A 14,682-nucleotide genomic window follows, 5' to 3' on the forward strand; every position below is an offset into this window, starting at 1 on the left:
GATGAACATTCAAATGAATTCCGCTGCTACTTCCATGCGCGAACTTCAGAAAAAAGTCGACGTGATCGCGAATAATATTTCCAACGTCAACACGAACGGCTACAAACGCCAAGAAGCGAATTTCTCGGATACGCTTGTCCAGTCGATTAATCGGCAAGCAGGCGCTGACAATGAAATCGGCCGGGTAACGCCGAACGGCTTGCGGGTTGGCTCTGGCGTCCGGGTGACGCAAACGAGCCTGCGCAATGAACAAGGGTCGATCCAGCAAACGGACCGTCCGCTCGATTTCAGCATCCAAGGCGATTCCGCCTTTTTCCGAGTGGCTTCTGAAGGCAAAACGTTCTACACGAAAGACGGCTCTTTCCAAGTTCAGCCAGTGTTGAACTCCAACCAAGTGAACCTGGTGACGTCAAACGGCGACGCCGTACTCGACAGCAACAACAACCCGATCTCCTTCGATAACGATTTTGCATCGATCAAAGCGGATCAAAACGGCACGTTGCAAGTGACGTATAAAGACGCCGGCAAGCAGCCGACCCAAATCCAATTGAGCATCGCGGACATCAACCGCCCGAATCTGCTCGAAAAAGCCGGCGGCAACCGCTACCAGCTGCCAGGCACAGAAGCTGAGCAGCTAGCGAATGGCACGTTGCAAATTGTTGACCTTCGCCAACAGAACAATAAAAACTTCCGCATCAACCAAGGCTCGCTTGAAACGTCGAACGTTGATTTGACGGAAGAAATGACCGAATTGATTGCCACACAGCGTTTGATCCAGTCGCAAGGCAAAGCGATTTCGTTTGCCGATGACATGATGGGGCTTGTGAATACGATTCGGGGATAAATTTTGAAGCAACTGTGAAAGCAGCTGCTTCTTTTTTTATTGGAGGTCTGGGTGATTTCATTGGTGTTTGGGGTGATTTCGAACGGGATTGGGGTGATTTCAGGTCGGCCAAGGGTGATTTCGGAGCACCAACAGGTGATTTCGCTGAAAACCCAACTCTGAATGCAATAAAAAACTTAACGAAAAAATTACAAAACAAAAAAACTGGATCCCAGAACGGGATCCAGCTTTACTTATATTATCTCAAGAAATCCATCAATGTCGGCTGAATGATTTTAGCGGAAGAGGCAAGGCTTGCCTGGTAGACGCTTTCCTCGCTCTTCAAGCGGATCATCGCTTCTGCGTAATCGACGTCTTCGATGCTCGAGAGCATTTTCTGAAGCTGCAAGTTGTTGTCGAGCATGCGATTTTCAAATGCTTCCACTCGGTTTGCGCGCGCGCCGATTTCGGATTGGACGCTCAATAATTGATTGAACCCTGCATCGAACTCATCCAGCTTTACTTCTTGGCCGTTGCTGATGCTGTCTGCCCAATCCTTCACCGATTGGATCAGCTGATCACCAGGACCGAACAGCGCTTCTTTTGACACACTGCCTTTGATCGTGATGCCGTTGCTGATGGTGAATTCTTTCTCCCCATCTGCAACTGCCGCGAATAAATCCTGGCCGTTCACTTTCGCTTTGGAGAACTCTTCAAGCTGGTTCGCCAGCTCTTTGATTTCCGCCGCAATCGTGGCCCGGTCTTCCGGTGCCAATGTGCCGTTGTTGCCATTGACGGCAAGCTCCCGCACACGCTGCATCACGTCGGTCATTTTGCCGATCGTTTGGTCGGTTTCATCCAGCCACAAGTTGGTTTCATTTATATTTTTTTCATATTGGCCGTTTGCCGCAAGCGAGCTTTTCAGGCTCATTGCCTGGCTGACGCCATTCGGATTGTCCGATGGACGCTCAAGCATTTTGCCGGATGCCACTTGGCTATTGGTTTTTTCGAAGCGGCTCAAATTCTGGTTCATGTTGCGGACCGAATTTTGATGCAGCATTTGTTGCGTGACTCTCATCACAATCTACCTCCGTTGCTTAAAACGTTAATTCGCCATGCGGTTAATGATGGTGTCGAGCATTTCATCCGTCGTTGTGATAAAGCGGGCAGCTGCACTGTATGCGTGCTGGAACATGATCAAGTTCGCCATTTCCTCGTCGATGGAAACGCCAACGATCGATTGTCGGCGGTTGTCGGTTGCGAGTAATGCCGACTCGTGGTTCGCGACCGTATTCATCGCCGTCTGGCTTTGTGCGCCGAGCTTGCTGACGAGGGCACGGAAATCTTTTTGAGCTTCTCCCAAATTAGCTGTTGGGGCAATGGACAAATCTGCATTCTTATTCAACGCAAGTCCGGAAATAAAATCAGCGGCTGCAGAGGATGCAAATAAATCCCCATTGCCTTCTGCAAATTTCTTCACGGTGCTATTCAGATCTGTCTGGTATTCTTTCACCGTCTCCAGTGATTTCTGAATCCCTGCCAATTTGCCGCCAGGAACTTTTAGCTCTTTATCAGTGACTTCATCTTTTAAGATTGTTAATGCTCCCGTTTCTGCATCTACTTGGAAAATATCTTTTGGAAGCTCAACTTCCGCGGTCCCGTCTTTCAGATCCTTCACCGTCACCGGCACAATCTCCGAAAGCTTGCCGATCAAGAAATCCCGCTTGTCCTGCAAGTCATTCGACAAGCTGCCATTCTTTTTGATGCTGTCGTTCAATTCGCCAATCTGCTTCATCAAGCTGCCCGCTTCTTCTAGCGCCGCAGTTTGCTGGGATTCAAGATCCGCCGTAATGTTCCCCATCGATTTATTCATCGCCTGCGCCGTTTCGACAAACGCTTCCCCACGTTCTTTCAAGACGGCTTGAGCCGATGCGTCGCTCGGGTTGTTCTGTACATTCTGCCAAGCGGCATTCAACTCATCCATCGCGGCGTTCAAGCCGGTCGTACTCGGTTCGTTGATCGCCACTTCCAGGCGGCCAAGCGTTTCCTGCCGTACTTTCCATTCGCCGAGTGTCGACGATTGGTCGCGGTGCTGCGCATCCAGAAAGCGGTCTCTTACACGGATGATCGAGTCAACTTGAGCACCGGTTCCAAGCTGGCTGGTTTGGCCATTTGTCCAGATATCCAATGACGGCGTCGAGCTGGAGTTCACTTTTTGGCGTGAATAGCCTTCTGTGTTGGCGTTGGCGATATTGTGGCCCGTTGTGGTGATATTCGTTTGGGCGACATTTAAGCCGCGCTTCCCTAGCTCTAGTCCATGAAATGTTGAAACCATGTAATTCCCTGCTTTCTGGCACGTTTACGCTTTTGTATCAAAAAAGCCGCGGTTGCCGGTTTGTGATGTTGGTTGGCCCATTGGCGATTGGTAGTTGAAGTTTTGCTGTTTTGTTTTCGTGACTTGATCGATCATGTGCTGCACAAAGCTCATCGAATCAATCAATAACCGTTCGTTGATTTTATTCTTCGCTTGCAGTTCAATCAGCAACTCCTGCAACGTGCTGATCTGCGTCTGCAATCTCTTTTTCATGATTTCGTCGGGAAGCTGTGCCACGAACTCACTGAACGTCAGGTCCGGATGTTCCTTCCGCAAATCTGCCGCCAGCTGTTCGCGCTCGTTTTCCGCCTGGTTCAGCTGTTTCACGAGCTTCGCTTCCTCTTTTACCAATCCATTCAGCTCATCGACTTTGCGCTCGATCAAAACAACCCGTTTCTGTTCCGCAAAGTCCAGGAGCTGCTTCTGGATGCCGATCAATTCTTCCAGCGTCGCGGATAATGTGGTAAGCATTCGACACCCTCCTCTTTAAAGCAGCGTTCTATTTGTCATACCAGAAATCAAAGACGCTTTCGGCCACTTTTGAACTATTGACCTCGTATTCGCCTGATTGGATCTGGAGTTTCAACGCATTGATTTTTTCTTGTCTGTCCATGTCTACTCCTGCATTCTTCTCAAACATTTCTTTCGCCCGGTTTGAGATCTGCACTTCGTCTTCCTTCTGGATCGGCTTTGACCGTTCCACCGGCGAGACCTGCATCTGTTTTTGATAAGATTGAATAAAGGAAGAACCATTTGTTTTATCAATATTCATTCCTTCACCGCCCTGTTCGTTTATTTGTCCTGCTTGACCTGCCAGTACTTCCCTGCCCGCTGCTGCGGCTGTCTGCCGATCTCGTCTGCGAGTTTATCCCGCTTCAGCGTCCGGCTGATTTCCGACGAAAACTGCTCGTAACAGGAGTTGCACAGCACTTGCCTTTTAATCACTGTACCACAATGCGCACACGGGTAACCCAAGTTCGGGAAATCCTCCCCGTAAATGCGCCCGTCGCGAATAAAATCGGCAATGCGCTTTTCAGAGACATCCGTTGCTTCGCTGAGCTCTTCAAGTGTCGCCTCGCGGTTCGCTTCGTCTTTTATGAAGGCATCGACTTTCTTGAAATCCGCCTCGATTTCCTTGTAGCAATCCAAGCAAAAATCGGTGTAGGATTTCAAATAAAGCCGGCCGCATAGTACACAATTTTCCAATTGGTTTGAGTGCACATCCATCACCTGGTGCTTTCTATTATTTATATCGGCATCACTGCCAAAATGTTTAGTCCAAATTTAATTTTATTGCAATTTAAATTCAGTCACAAGCACGCGCTCCACTTTGCCTTCGGTGATGGTTTCGCTCAACTTCGTTTTCAATTGCTCTTCCAGCATCGCGATGCCTTCTTTGCCGACCAATTCTTCTTTCGTGAATCCGGCTACAGTTGAAATGATCGCGGCCCGCACTTCAGCGGTGCGCTTTTCCGTCGCTTCTTTCACTTTCTTGCTGTTCAGCTGGATATTGAACTGGACTACCGCATAGTTCTCGCCAGTTGCAAGATTCGTCGTGATGATGTCCGTGTCGATGCTCATTTCCGCCAGTTCTTCAGCCGATAGCTTTTTCTCGCTCTCCGCTTCAGCAGCCGGGCTCTTCAAATAATACATCGCACCTCCGCCAAGGACCACGACCGCGATCAATAAAATAACCAACACTTTCATTTTCCCCATGGTGCACCTCTATCTCGTTAAATTTCTTCGCCATACGGGGAAATCAACACTTCCACGCGGCGGTTTTCTGCACGGCCTTCCGCTGTATCGTTTGATGTGATCGGACGGTACTCACCGTAGCCGGTCGCACTGAACGTACGCGGATCGAGCTTGTCGTTTTCAAGAAGGATCTTCATGAAATTGATGGCGCGTTCCGAACTGAGTTCCCAGTTGGACGGATAATCATCGGTCTGGACCGGCACATTGTCGGTATGGCCTTCAATATAGATATTCCGCGGCAAATCGGTGATGAGAAGTTCGGCGATTTCAGCCGCCATTTTCTCAGCGGTTTCGGTAATTTCAGCGCTTCCGGAAGGATACAAGACGCCTTCTTTGATCGTCAAAAGCAGGCCTTTCCCGGTCAATTCTGTTTCTAACCGGTTCGACAGCCCTTTTTCTTTGATATACGCTTCAATCTTTTCACGCACTTCTCCGAGTTCTTTGAAGTCCTGTTCCAACGAAATTTCTTCTGCCGTTTTCGGCGATTCGTCGTCTCCCGGTTCATCTTCCCCGAGATCTGCCAGTTTCGATGTTGCATCCGGCGTTTCCACCGGCGCCTGGTTTTCCAGGATGCCCGTGCCGCCTTGCAATTCTTTATTGAACGACTGTGAGATTTCCTGGAATTTCTGCGAATTCACTTCACTTGCAGCGAACAGCACGATGAATAGCGCAAGCAGCAGCGTCAAAATATCGGCGTAAGGGATCAACCACGACTCATCGACATGATCTTCATGCTTTTTCTTACGCTTCAACCTGGCCACCCACTTTTTCCGGCTCTTTCAACACGCGGTCTTTCGCCGGCAAGTACGTCAATAATTTCTCTTCTACGGTGCGGACCGGCAAGCCTTCCTGTACGGCAAGCAAGCCTTCCAGCATGATCATTTTCATCTTCGCTTCCTGTTCGGATTTGCGTTTCAGCTTATTCGCAAATGGATGCCATAGGACGTAGCCCGTAAAAATCCCGAACAGCGTCGCAATAAATGCCGCTGAAATCGATTTCCCAAGAAGGGCGATATCATCCAAGTGGCCTAGCGCTGAAACCAGTCCGATAACCGCTCCCAACACTCCAAGCGTCGGTGCATAAGTTCCCGCTTGCGAAAAAATCTTCGCGCCCACTTCATGGCGTTCTTCCATTGCCGCAATTTCCTCTTCCATCAGGCTGCGGATGTATTCCTGCGGCTGGCCGTCAACGACCATTTTCAAGCCGCGCTGCAAAAACGGATCTTCCACTTCTTCTGCGCGCTCTTCCAAAGCGAGCAAGCCTTCTTTTCGCGCCAATAATGCCCATTCCGTGAATGTCGGAATCATTTCCTTGATCGGAATAATTTTCGGGCCGCCAAACAGTACTTTGAACAGTCCTGGCACGTTTTTCAATTCTTCCATCGGGAACGCGACCATCACCGCGGCAATCGTTCCGCCGAAGATGATGACCAGCGCTGCCGGATTATATAAAGCGACCGGGTCTGATCCTTTGAGGATCATCCCGCCGACCAATACGACCAACCCAAGTATTACGCCTATCCATGATGTCTTATCCACACCAAAAACCTCATTTCACTCTTTCAGGATCTGTTTTCTAACTCGCTCCGGCGCTTTGGGGATGCCTCCCGCAATAAGCCAGGCGGCTTCGCTTACCCGTCTTATTGCTTCGGCTACCCCGTGGACGCGCCGTCGCTTTTTGAGCTGTTCTATTTTTTCTATTTCTATATGAACTTTAGCCGTTCTTCACCATTCCCATAACCTGTTTCCATGTATCGCGAAGCTCGACCATCAAGCCTTCGACTTCTTCTAAAATTGCCACATCGTTTTTCGTATTCGCTTCAATTAGGCGCGTGTACATGTATTCGTATAGTTGTTCCATATTCTTCGAAATCTCAGCGTCCGGATCCAAGGTCACGCGAAGTTCCTGCGTGATGTTCTGCGCTTTGATGATGTTCGTGTTTTTTTCCTGGAAATTGTTCTCCGCCATCGCCTTTTTTGCGAGTTTCATGAATTTCAAACTGCCGTTGTAAAGCATCAGGGTCAATTCCTGCGGAGATGCCGTCATCACCGAGTTTTGCTGATACGCCTGATAAGGATTAATCGTTGCCATCGTAGTTCCCCCTCTTACTTCCGTATATCTAAAAACGTCCCGTCCGCTGGTGTGCTTTGGTAAGCGCCGCGGTATTTCTTGGACATCTGTTTCGTCTGGTTGATGCGGTTCATCTGGTTCGTGAATGCTTGGTGCAGACTGTTCATGAGCGGATTCAACTCGAGCTCCGCTGTTTGTAAGCTCTTCACCATTTCCTTGCCTTCTGCGGACCAGTTGAACTCCGCTCCGTTTTTCGAAGCTTCCATGCGGTCAATCACTTCTTGCCGCCTATCGAATAAAATCTGGACTTCCACCAAGTCTTCCGTCTGATTATCGTCCATTTTGGAACCGATCGTTTTTGCTTTTGCGAGGATGGCTTCCGTCAATTCCAGAAGCTCCTGCAAATTCTCATGCTGATTGTCCATTTACATCATTCCTAAACTTTGTGAAATCCACGTGCTCTGTGAGTTCATCTGGCTGATGGCTTTTTCCATCGCCGTGAACTGCTTCCAGTAGCGGTCTTCAATTTTTTCGAGACGTGTCTGCCAGCGGCTGATTTCCTCGTCCATTTGCTTGATGTATTTCGTGATTTGGCTATTGTCCACTAAGCTTATCGGGCTCCCCGCTTTTTCGCTCAGTTTTTTCACGACATTGTTCAAACTTTCGTAAACGCGTCCACCGACACCGACGTTTTTGTCATTTACTCGGTTTGTGAAAAGTGCCATCACTTGATCCGGCTTGTCCGTCAGCGCTTTTTTCAGTTTGTCTTCGTCAATGAAAAGCTTGCCGCCTTCCGACCAAGTTCCGGTATTGATGCCGATTTGCGACAGCATGTTGATGCTGCCTGCAGGCATACCCGCGACTGGACTAGTAAACGACTGGCGCAATTCCTGAATGGCACTTCTTAAAATCGGATCATTCCGAAGCAAGCCGCTGCGCGCCTTTTCTTCCCATAATTCGATTTCGTTGTCTGTCATCTCTTTCTTTTGTTCCGCAGAAAGCGGCTGGAAATCCGGATAGCGTTTTTCGACTAGCTGCTTTTCGATTTCTTTGATCGTTTCATTGTATTTATCAATAAAGCCTTTGATTTTGTCGAAGGTTTTTGTTGGATCTGCTTGTACTGTGATTGTCGAGATACCCTTCTCTACAAGATTCAAAGTCAACCCATTAATCGTTGTTTTATTGGACGTCAGGTTATCAACTGTGATGCCGTCGAAAGTTACAGAACCATTTGTTGCTGCTTTTATGAATGAACCAGGAGTTGTACTAGCTGTATCAAAGCTGCTGGCACCGCTATTAATCACTTGGCCCGCCAGTTCAGGTGTACTAAAATCCATCGTGAAATTCTGATTCGCTCCCATATCTTTTGTAGAGATGAAGAAACTGGAAGTTGTGTTATCAAAACTCATCCGCAATTTAGGCTCAGTTAGAGCAGTGGCCTCTTGGACTTTTTTTGCTACTTGTTCGTATGTTTCAGTAGCCAAGATCGGAACGACGATATCGGCCGTTGCTCCTGACCCTTTAATCGTAATGCTTCCAGCCGTACCAATTGCATCTGTAGATTTTGCCGCAACAGTTGGATTAGTAAAACTTTTAATCGGTGCCGCCGAGTTGATCTTCGCACCCGCTGCTAAGCTGATTACTTCTACCTTATAAGAACCGCTGACCGACAGCGCAGTTGTCTCTGGCGTTACACTGCTGCCCGTAGCCGTTGAGCTGTATGAATTGAACGAACTTTGAAGACGCATATCGCTTGCGAGCGTCCGCAAATTCGATAGCGATAAGTTCACGTCGCGGTAAGCATCTTTCTGCCATTCCGTAAACGTTTTTTGCTGCGTTAATTTATCTTGCGGCAATTTTTGCGCCGCCATCATTTCTTTTACTAAGGAATCTGTGTCGATTCCGGATGCTAATCCACCAATACGCATAAAGCTCACTCCTTACAGTTTTTCATCTACCAGCAATCCTGCGAATTCAGCCATTGAGGCGTACATGTCGAGGAATTTCTTGTTCGGGATTTCTTTAATCACTTCGTCGGTGATCGTATCGATGACTTGGACGTAATACTCGCCAAGTTCGTCATGGAATTGGAATTTGACCGATGTGTTAATCGGCTCCAGGAAGTCGTTCATGCCTTCCACTTTTTCGATAAGCTTTTCTTTTGTCACTTTCGCCGTTTTTTCGGCTTCAAGTTCTATTGTTTTTTCTTTCGGCTGAACAGCAGGGACAATTGCTGCTTCAGGCGTCTTTACAGGAATATAAACTACAGGCGGTTGCTTCACTTCCATCGATAACTCTCCCTTGCCGTTCAATTAGCGGGTCGGCTGAGTCAGGAAGAACACTCAAACCGTCACCTATCTATAGTAGTTATCGGCAAACGAAATCATTTTTTAACGGATTTCTGCAAAAAAATAAAACCGATTCACGGAGGAACCGGCCTTATCTCATGCTAAGTTATTGAATTGCTTGCTGACGCCTTGTGTCCAGTGGTTGTTGAGTCCAGTCGGATCGTTCGCTGCACCGACTGGAGCGTATTTCGCGCCAATGGCTGCGATGGTGTCTTTTCCTTGATTCAAATAATTCTTTCGCAAGTTGCGTGCCATGTCGAAGATGCTGTCTTCGATCGAGTCGTAGCTGCGAAGGCCGTTCTTGCCCATCATGCCGGCAACATTGTTCTTCTGGTTGACGGCGTTTGATGAGCCGTTGCCGGTCTCATGAATTGCGATGGCTGAAAGAAGATTCGGATTGATGTCGTATTTTTTCCCGGCATTGATGAAATGATTCGCCGCGCCGCTGAGCTTTCCGCCAAGCGTATTCTCGAGCTTGATGAACTGCACTGGCTTGAAGCCGAAGTCGCTCGTATCCTGCGGACTTGTTGGGACGGCTCTTGTGTCGATTGCTTGTGAAGCCGGAGCGGTTTCTGTCTCGAGTGGTTTGATCGTCACTTGGATCGGCGTGAACGAACCATTTGTTTGCGGCAATAATTGAGTCGGCATTTGCATCGTCTGTTCCATCGAACCCGCCTGCATATTCTGCATCGCTGCATTCAAAATCATCATGAACAGCGAATTATCGTTCGACATGCCGCCGAGCGGTGAAGTTGTATTTTTTTGATTTATCGAAGGCGCCGCTTGCGCCATAGAAGCCATTGTCATGTAATAAAACCAATTTGAAGAAACTGGACCAGTCATTTCGAGGGTTCCCACCTTTTTTGCTTAAATGAATGCAGGTTTATTGTATAGGATAATGGAGGAAAAAAGAATAGGATAATTGTGGCAATAATAAAAAATTGTCAGGAGAAATTAAACTTGTCTAGATTTTACTTAGTGAAAGATAACCTCTTATACTTGAAAAAACGGAGTTTTTTAGGAGGCGGCGGAAATGCACGATTTACTTTGCGGAAAGTTACTAGGTGACGGTTGCCTTATTAAACAAGGAACAAGAAAACCAAGATTCCAGTTTACTCATTGTAAAAATGATAAAGGCTGGAGTGAATATTGCTATGAACAGCTTTCAGACTCCCTTCCATTAAATTCTCCTAAATACAGAAAAATTGTAGATACAAGAATGGCGGCAGGATTCACAGAAAGTTATATTGTTCAATCTCGTACTTCAGATGAATTTAGTAAGCTATACGAAATTTGGTACCCTCAAAGAAAAAAAGAATTACCTTTCTCTTATATCAAGGAGTATTTCAATGAAAAAACATTTGCTTGGTGGTATCAAGATGACGGCCATTTAAAACAAGAGAATGGCATTGTGAAAAAAGTTATCTTTTCAACTGATAGCTTCACACCTTTAGAGAATCAATTCCTCATTGACTTTCTTCAAAAGAAATATCATCTTAGCTTCTCAATCGATGCTCAAAACCGGCTTATCTTGTATGACCAATTTCAAATCCTCTATTTCTTAAAGTTAGTCGGTCCTTATATACACGAATCTATGAACAGAAAAAGGCAAAGTTTAAATGGATCTAAAGTAATTGCAGAACGCTCAACCATTTACTTGCCTAACGAATTTATTGTTAAAAATCCTACTGTTGAAATAAACCATCAGTATAAAAAATTGCCCACATTAATGGCTCTTACTGAAAATCATACCGAATTTTTCAAAGAGAATATTTCGGTCCAAAATGAAACAGTTATTACTAAGCCCTATCAGATAAAAATCAAAGAAAATTATAAAGATATTCTAGTAAAATTAAAGTGTAAAACCGGATTAACTATTAGCCAAATAACCGTACATTGCTTCCGCTTATAAATTCAAATGACATTATACTCTCTTCTAATGAAAATCAGTTTTTCGCTGAGCTTCAAGAAAGCTGTATTCCGTTTGTAATTCTTTCAGTTGACTGTTCAACTTTTCTACTTCTTCTTTTGAAAGATCATTTTCTGCAACATACTCGGCTATCTTTTTCATAGCTTGTAATTTTTCATCCATATCATCTAAAACTTCGATTTGCTTTTTTGTCCATTGAAGTTGCCGCTCCAGAATTTCTTTTTGTTCTTTCATTATCCCATTCTCCTTTTCACAAAATTAAAATGAGCAGTCACAGATATTTTGTGGCTGCTCATTTCATTAAAAACTTACCCTTTCAAATCCACCGACCCGCCAAGATGCGGCTGAACAGATTGCTCCAGCATCTTTACAACACTTTCTCCATTCACTTCGGCTTGATCCATCGATTTCTTCATAACCGAAATACTTGCTTCTTGCCGTACATTCATCTGGCTCAACGCCATTGATAAAGCTGCGATATCCATTTGAAATCCTCCTTATAGAAAAAGGAGCCTATTTCTAGGCTCCCAGTTTTCATTAAGATTAACGTAACAATTGAAGAACAGCTTGTGGCTGTTGGTTGGCTTGCTTTGCCGCTATGTCTTTCGATCATAGAATAGACTATATCTTCACCCTTAAACTTTTAAGGGGCTGGGCACTTCGAATGGCGCTTGCCACCCTACGGATTTCATCGTCATAGCTTCTGCCTTAGACGGTCTATCCTAGTCGTTGAACCTTCTCCAGAGTTTCCTCACAGGAGCTTGGCTGCTGATTATCCATTGGTCCATCCTCATCATTTTCAAACCGTGACGCCGACCGTTTCCAGTTACGCTGTGGTTGATGAAGCTTTAGGAAGTTCCAGCAATTCACCCAGTTATCCTCTAACCCGTTACCCGGTTAGACGCCCTAGAATCAATTATCTCAACAGTTGCAAAACTGCTTGAGGAAGTTGATTGGATTGAGCCAACATTGCTTGTGCTGCTTGTGCGAGAATTGAGTTTTTCGTTTGGTTCATCATTTCTTTCGCCATCGTGCGAACATTTACTTTCATAAATGACTAGACTATATCTTCACCCTCTAAATTAGTAGGGGCCGGGCACTTCGGATCGACCAGTGCTGATGGACACTGTGTCACCTACGGATTTCATCACCATAGCTCTCGCCTTAGATGGTCTATCCTAGTCGTTGAACCTTCTCCACTCTTTCGAGACAGGAGCTTGGCTGCTGATTGCCCAATCTTTTATTTTTTCGAACCGTCACGTTTGTCGTTTCCAACTGCGTTGTGGCAATAAAAGCTATAAGGGGTTTCCAGCAATTCACCCGATCGTAATCTCTGGCTGTTACCGGCCAGGACGACTGTACCTCTGCTCGCTTACGCGGCTTCGGCATAATCAACGTCGCGGATACGTGATTCCGCAGAAGTTAAGTTTTCAGCAGTGCTTCCAAGGTTATTGATTGTGTGTTCTAAACGGTTTTGGTTTGCACCAAGCATAGAACGCTCAGAAGAAACTGTCTCAATAGCAGTATTGATTACTGTAATTGCTTCATTAGCTTTTTCTTGAGTAGAAACGTCAATACCTGCTACGCCTTTTGCATTAGCATCAAATTTTGCTTCTGCTGCTACGATTAGCTTATCGTTAGCGTCGTAATAGCCTGCTGCTGATGCCGGTACTGCTGCAATTTCTCCAGTAGCATCTTCAGCAAGTGCAGCACTTTCTAATACCAATTTCCCAGCATTATAATAACCAGCTACTGTTGCATCGTCAGTATCAGGATCTGCATCAGGATCTGCATCAGCGTCTTGCCATGTACCTAACAAATTCCCTTCTGCATCGTTTATTACTTCATTACCAGTAGTACCTACCGCTGTGTAAGCAATAGCTTCTGTCGCTTCTTTTGCTGCTTGCCATGTTGCTGTAGCTTCAGCTCCATTAGCATCTTTAAAAGTGATAGTATCTCCATTAGCACTCGCAGTATACTCAGTACCAACTTTTAAAGCATCAGAACGCATATCGTTAACTTTCAATGAAAGATTTTGGTCTTTATTAGCACCAATTTGGAAAGTAGCTTTAAATTCGCCGTCTAATAATGGCTTAGTGTTGAATTCAGTATCGTTGCCAATTCTTGTAATTTCTGAAGCAAGAGCAGTTACTTCTTTTTGTAGTTCTTTACGATCTGTCTCTGTGTTTGTATCGTTGGCAGATTGTACAGCTAATTCGCGCATACGTTGAAGAATGTCATGAGTTTCGTTCAATGCACCCTCTGCAGTTTGCATTAAAGAGATACCGTCTTGAGCGTTTGCTGAAGCCTGTTCTAATCCACGAATCTGTCCGCGCATTTTTTCAGAAATTGAAAGACCTGCTGCATCATCTTTTGCGCTGTTGATGCGAAGACCCGAAGAAAGTTTCTCCATGCTGCTAGTTTGAGCATTGTTTGCAGCACCCAATTGACGGTGCGTGTTCAAAGCTGTGATGTTGTGATTGATAATCATTTTGTATTACCTCCGTGTAATGTTTTTTGTTTTTTTATAAGCGCCCAAATCCGTTTGGACTGCCTTACAGTATTTATATCGGAGGGTGTTTCGAAATGTTTAGCGTTTTTTAAAAGTTTTTTATAAAGTTTTTCCATTTCCTTTTCTTCCATTAGAAAAAGCCCGCATCTCTGCAGGCCCTCCCTCATTTCTTCATCTTCAAGAAATCACTGATGTTAATCACATTCGACGTCGCCTGCTTATTTTCTTCCTGAATCTCCAAATACACTTCTTTCCGGTGGATGGTGATGTGCTTCGGTGCGTTGATGCCGAGGCGGACCATGTCCCCTTCAATAGCCGTCACCGTGATTTCGATATTGTCGTCGACGACAATCGTTTCGCCTTTTTTTCTGCCAAGTACGAGCATCGCTTACACCTGCCCTTGTTCAGTCTGGAATAAACGCTGTTTAATCTGGTAGGTTTTGTTGTCCAGGACAATTTGCATGCCGAGTTTCTTCCTATTGTTAATGACGAGCGGCGCTTTCAAGTTGGTCGTCGCGTCTTTCATGTCGCCGGTAACGGAAACGGTCGAGAGGACGATGGCGTCTGCCGGTTCTTCGAGTTCCAGCCGCTCCACCAATTGCTCCGCGAGTTTGATGTCGTATTCCGGGAAAAATGAAAACGGATCGACGAGGAAAAAGCTGAGTTCTGCTGATTCGATCGACTGCAGGAAAAAGAATGGCGAGTCGCTGCTTTCATCTGCAGGCAGCAAAACATACTTCTTCATTTCTTCAAAGCCTGGAATTCCTTTTGTAAATGTCAGGACGCGGTCGTCCGTAAGTTCAATTTCGCCGAATTGGCTTGTCTGGATTTTCATGATGGGCCCCTTTCTGTCTGTTCCACTACATAAA

General features: G+C 45.9%; 22 protein-coding genes. 3 read left to right on the forward strand and 19 right to left on the reverse strand.

What is annotated here, in order from left to right:
- Position 1: 1 nt before the first annotated feature.
- Both BN1080_RS16245 and BN1080_RS16250 read left to right on the forward strand, forming a co-directional pair.
- The gene (locus tag BN1080_RS16245) at positions 2 to 844 is read left to right on the forward strand and encodes a flagellar hook-basal body protein (protein WP_052653909.1); all 843 of its coding nucleotides are present in this window, start codon (positions 2 to 4) and stop codon (positions 842 to 844) included.
- 14 nt (positions 845 to 858) lie between these two features.
- Entirely contained in the window at positions 859 to 1,113 is a 255-nt protein-coding gene (locus tag BN1080_RS16250; protein WP_052653912.1) for a hypothetical protein, read from the forward strand.
- On the opposite strand, the gene flgL is transcribed toward BN1080_RS16250, so the two are convergent.
- From flgL to BN1080_RS16315, 13 genes are all read right to left on the reverse strand, one after another.
- Positions 1,083 to 1,901, reverse strand: coding sequence for a flagellar hook-associated protein FlgL (gene flgL / locus BN1080_RS16255; protein WP_052653915.1), 819 nt, complete (start codon positions 1,899 to 1,901; stop codon positions 1,083 to 1,085). The genes BN1080_RS16250 and flgL overlap by 31 nt on opposite strands.
- 27 nt (positions 1,902 to 1,928) lie before the next feature.
- Entirely contained in the window at positions 1,929 to 3,158 is a 1,230-nt protein-coding gene (flgK, locus tag BN1080_RS16260; protein ID WP_052653918.1) for a flagellar hook-associated protein FlgK, read from the reverse strand.
- Positions 3,159 to 3,182: 24 nt separating this feature from the next.
- Complete coding sequence (locus BN1080_RS16265) at positions 3,183 to 3,668, reverse strand: flagellar protein FlgN (protein WP_052653921.1); 486 nt, start codon at positions 3,666 to 3,668, stop codon at positions 3,183 to 3,185.
- 28 nt (positions 3,669 to 3,696) lie between these two features.
- Positions 3,697 to 3,969, reverse strand: coding sequence for a flagellar biosynthesis anti-sigma factor FlgM (flgM, locus tag BN1080_RS16270; RefSeq protein WP_052653924.1), 273 nt, complete (start codon positions 3,967 to 3,969; stop codon positions 3,697 to 3,699).
- A gap of 20 nt (positions 3,970 to 3,989) precedes the next feature.
- Positions 3,990 to 4,424, reverse strand: a complete 435-nt coding sequence (locus BN1080_RS16275) for a TIGR03826 family flagellar region protein (protein ID WP_052653927.1) — start codon at positions 4,422 to 4,424, stop codon at positions 3,990 to 3,992.
- Positions 4,425 to 4,487: 63 nt separating this feature from the next.
- Positions 4,488 to 4,913: a flagellar basal body-associated FliL family protein gene (locus BN1080_RS16280; protein WP_052653930.1), complete on the reverse strand. Its 426-nt coding sequence runs from the start codon at positions 4,911 to 4,913 to the stop codon at positions 4,488 to 4,490.
- Positions 4,914 to 4,930: 17 nt separating this feature from the next.
- The gene (motB, locus tag BN1080_RS16285) at positions 4,931 to 5,704 is read right to left on the reverse strand and encodes a flagellar motor protein MotB (RefSeq protein WP_234398982.1); all 774 of its coding nucleotides are present in this window, start codon (positions 5,702 to 5,704) and stop codon (positions 4,931 to 4,933) included.
- Positions 5,694 to 6,491, reverse strand: a complete 798-nt coding sequence (gene motA, locus BN1080_RS16290) for a flagellar motor stator protein MotA (RefSeq protein WP_052653936.1) — start codon at positions 6,489 to 6,491, stop codon at positions 5,694 to 5,696. Before motA ends, motB begins: the two co-directional genes overlap by 11 nt.
- Positions 6,492 to 6,666: 175 nt before the next feature.
- On the reverse strand, positions 6,667 to 7,044 hold the full coding sequence (fliS, locus tag BN1080_RS16295) for a flagellar export chaperone FliS (RefSeq protein ID WP_052653939.1): 378 nt from the start codon (positions 7,042 to 7,044) through the stop codon (positions 6,667 to 6,669).
- A gap of 14 nt (positions 7,045 to 7,058) precedes the next feature.
- Positions 7,059 to 7,448 carry a flagellar protein FliT gene (locus BN1080_RS16300; RefSeq protein ID WP_052653942.1) on the reverse strand — a complete coding sequence of 130 codons (390 nt, stop codon included), beginning with the start codon at positions 7,446 to 7,448 and terminating at the stop codon, positions 7,059 to 7,061.
- Positions 7,449 to 8,951: a flagellar filament capping protein FliD gene (gene fliD / locus BN1080_RS16305; RefSeq protein ID WP_052653945.1), complete on the reverse strand. Its 1,503-nt coding sequence runs from the start codon at positions 8,949 to 8,951 to the stop codon at positions 7,449 to 7,451.
- A 12-nt stretch (positions 8,952 to 8,963) separates the two neighbouring features.
- Positions 8,964 to 9,311 (reverse strand): flagellar protein FlaG, encoded by a 348-nt coding sequence (gene flaG / locus BN1080_RS16310; RefSeq protein WP_052653948.1) that lies wholly within the window; start codon positions 9,309 to 9,311, stop codon positions 8,964 to 8,966.
- Between the two features lie 156 nt (positions 9,312 to 9,467).
- Positions 9,468 to 10,214, reverse strand: a complete 747-nt coding sequence (locus BN1080_RS16315) for a glucosaminidase domain-containing protein (RefSeq protein ID WP_052653952.1) — start codon at positions 10,212 to 10,214, stop codon at positions 9,468 to 9,470.
- Positions 10,215 to 10,404: 190 nt separating this feature from the next.
- Between BN1080_RS16315 and BN1080_RS16320 the strand changes: the two genes are divergently transcribed.
- Positions 10,405 to 11,283: a hypothetical protein gene (locus tag BN1080_RS16320; RefSeq protein WP_052653955.1), complete on the forward strand. Its 879-nt coding sequence runs from the start codon at positions 10,405 to 10,407 to the stop codon at positions 11,281 to 11,283.
- 24 nt (positions 11,284 to 11,307) lie between these two features.
- Here BN1080_RS16320 and BN1080_RS16325 read toward each other — a convergent pair whose 3' ends face one another.
- From BN1080_RS16325 to fliW, 6 genes are all read right to left on the reverse strand, one after another.
- On the reverse strand, positions 11,308 to 11,535 hold the full coding sequence (locus BN1080_RS16325; protein ID WP_052653958.1) for a DUF5320 domain-containing protein: 228 nt from the start codon (positions 11,533 to 11,535) through the stop codon (positions 11,308 to 11,310).
- Positions 11,536 to 11,609: 74 nt separating this feature from the next.
- On the reverse strand, positions 11,610 to 11,786 hold the full coding sequence (locus BN1080_RS17085) for a YjfB family protein (RefSeq protein WP_110925677.1): 177 nt from the start codon (positions 11,784 to 11,786) through the stop codon (positions 11,610 to 11,612).
- A gap of 431 nt (positions 11,787 to 12,217) precedes the next feature.
- A complete protein-coding gene (locus tag BN1080_RS16330; RefSeq protein WP_052653961.1) occupies positions 12,218 to 12,352 on the reverse strand; it encodes a flagellin in 135 nt (44 codons plus the stop codon).
- A gap of 321 nt (positions 12,353 to 12,673) precedes the next feature.
- A complete protein-coding gene (locus tag BN1080_RS16335) occupies positions 12,674 to 13,792 on the reverse strand; it encodes a flagellin N-terminal helical domain-containing protein (RefSeq protein ID WP_110925678.1) in 1,119 nt (372 codons plus the stop codon).
- 184 nt (positions 13,793 to 13,976) lie between these two features.
- Positions 13,977 to 14,198, reverse strand: coding sequence for a carbon storage regulator CsrA (gene csrA / locus BN1080_RS16345; RefSeq protein ID WP_052653967.1), 222 nt, complete (start codon positions 14,196 to 14,198; stop codon positions 13,977 to 13,979).
- Positions 14,199 to 14,201: 3 nt separating this feature from the next.
- Entirely contained in the window at positions 14,202 to 14,648 is a 447-nt protein-coding gene (fliW, locus tag BN1080_RS16350) for a flagellar assembly protein FliW (RefSeq protein WP_052653970.1), read from the reverse strand.
- Positions 14,649 to 14,682 lie beyond the last annotated feature (34 nt).

Source organism: Planococcus massiliensis, assembly GCF_000821325.1.
Classification (GTDB): Bacteria; Bacillota; Bacilli; order Bacillales_A; family Planococcaceae; genus Planococcus; species Planococcus ruber.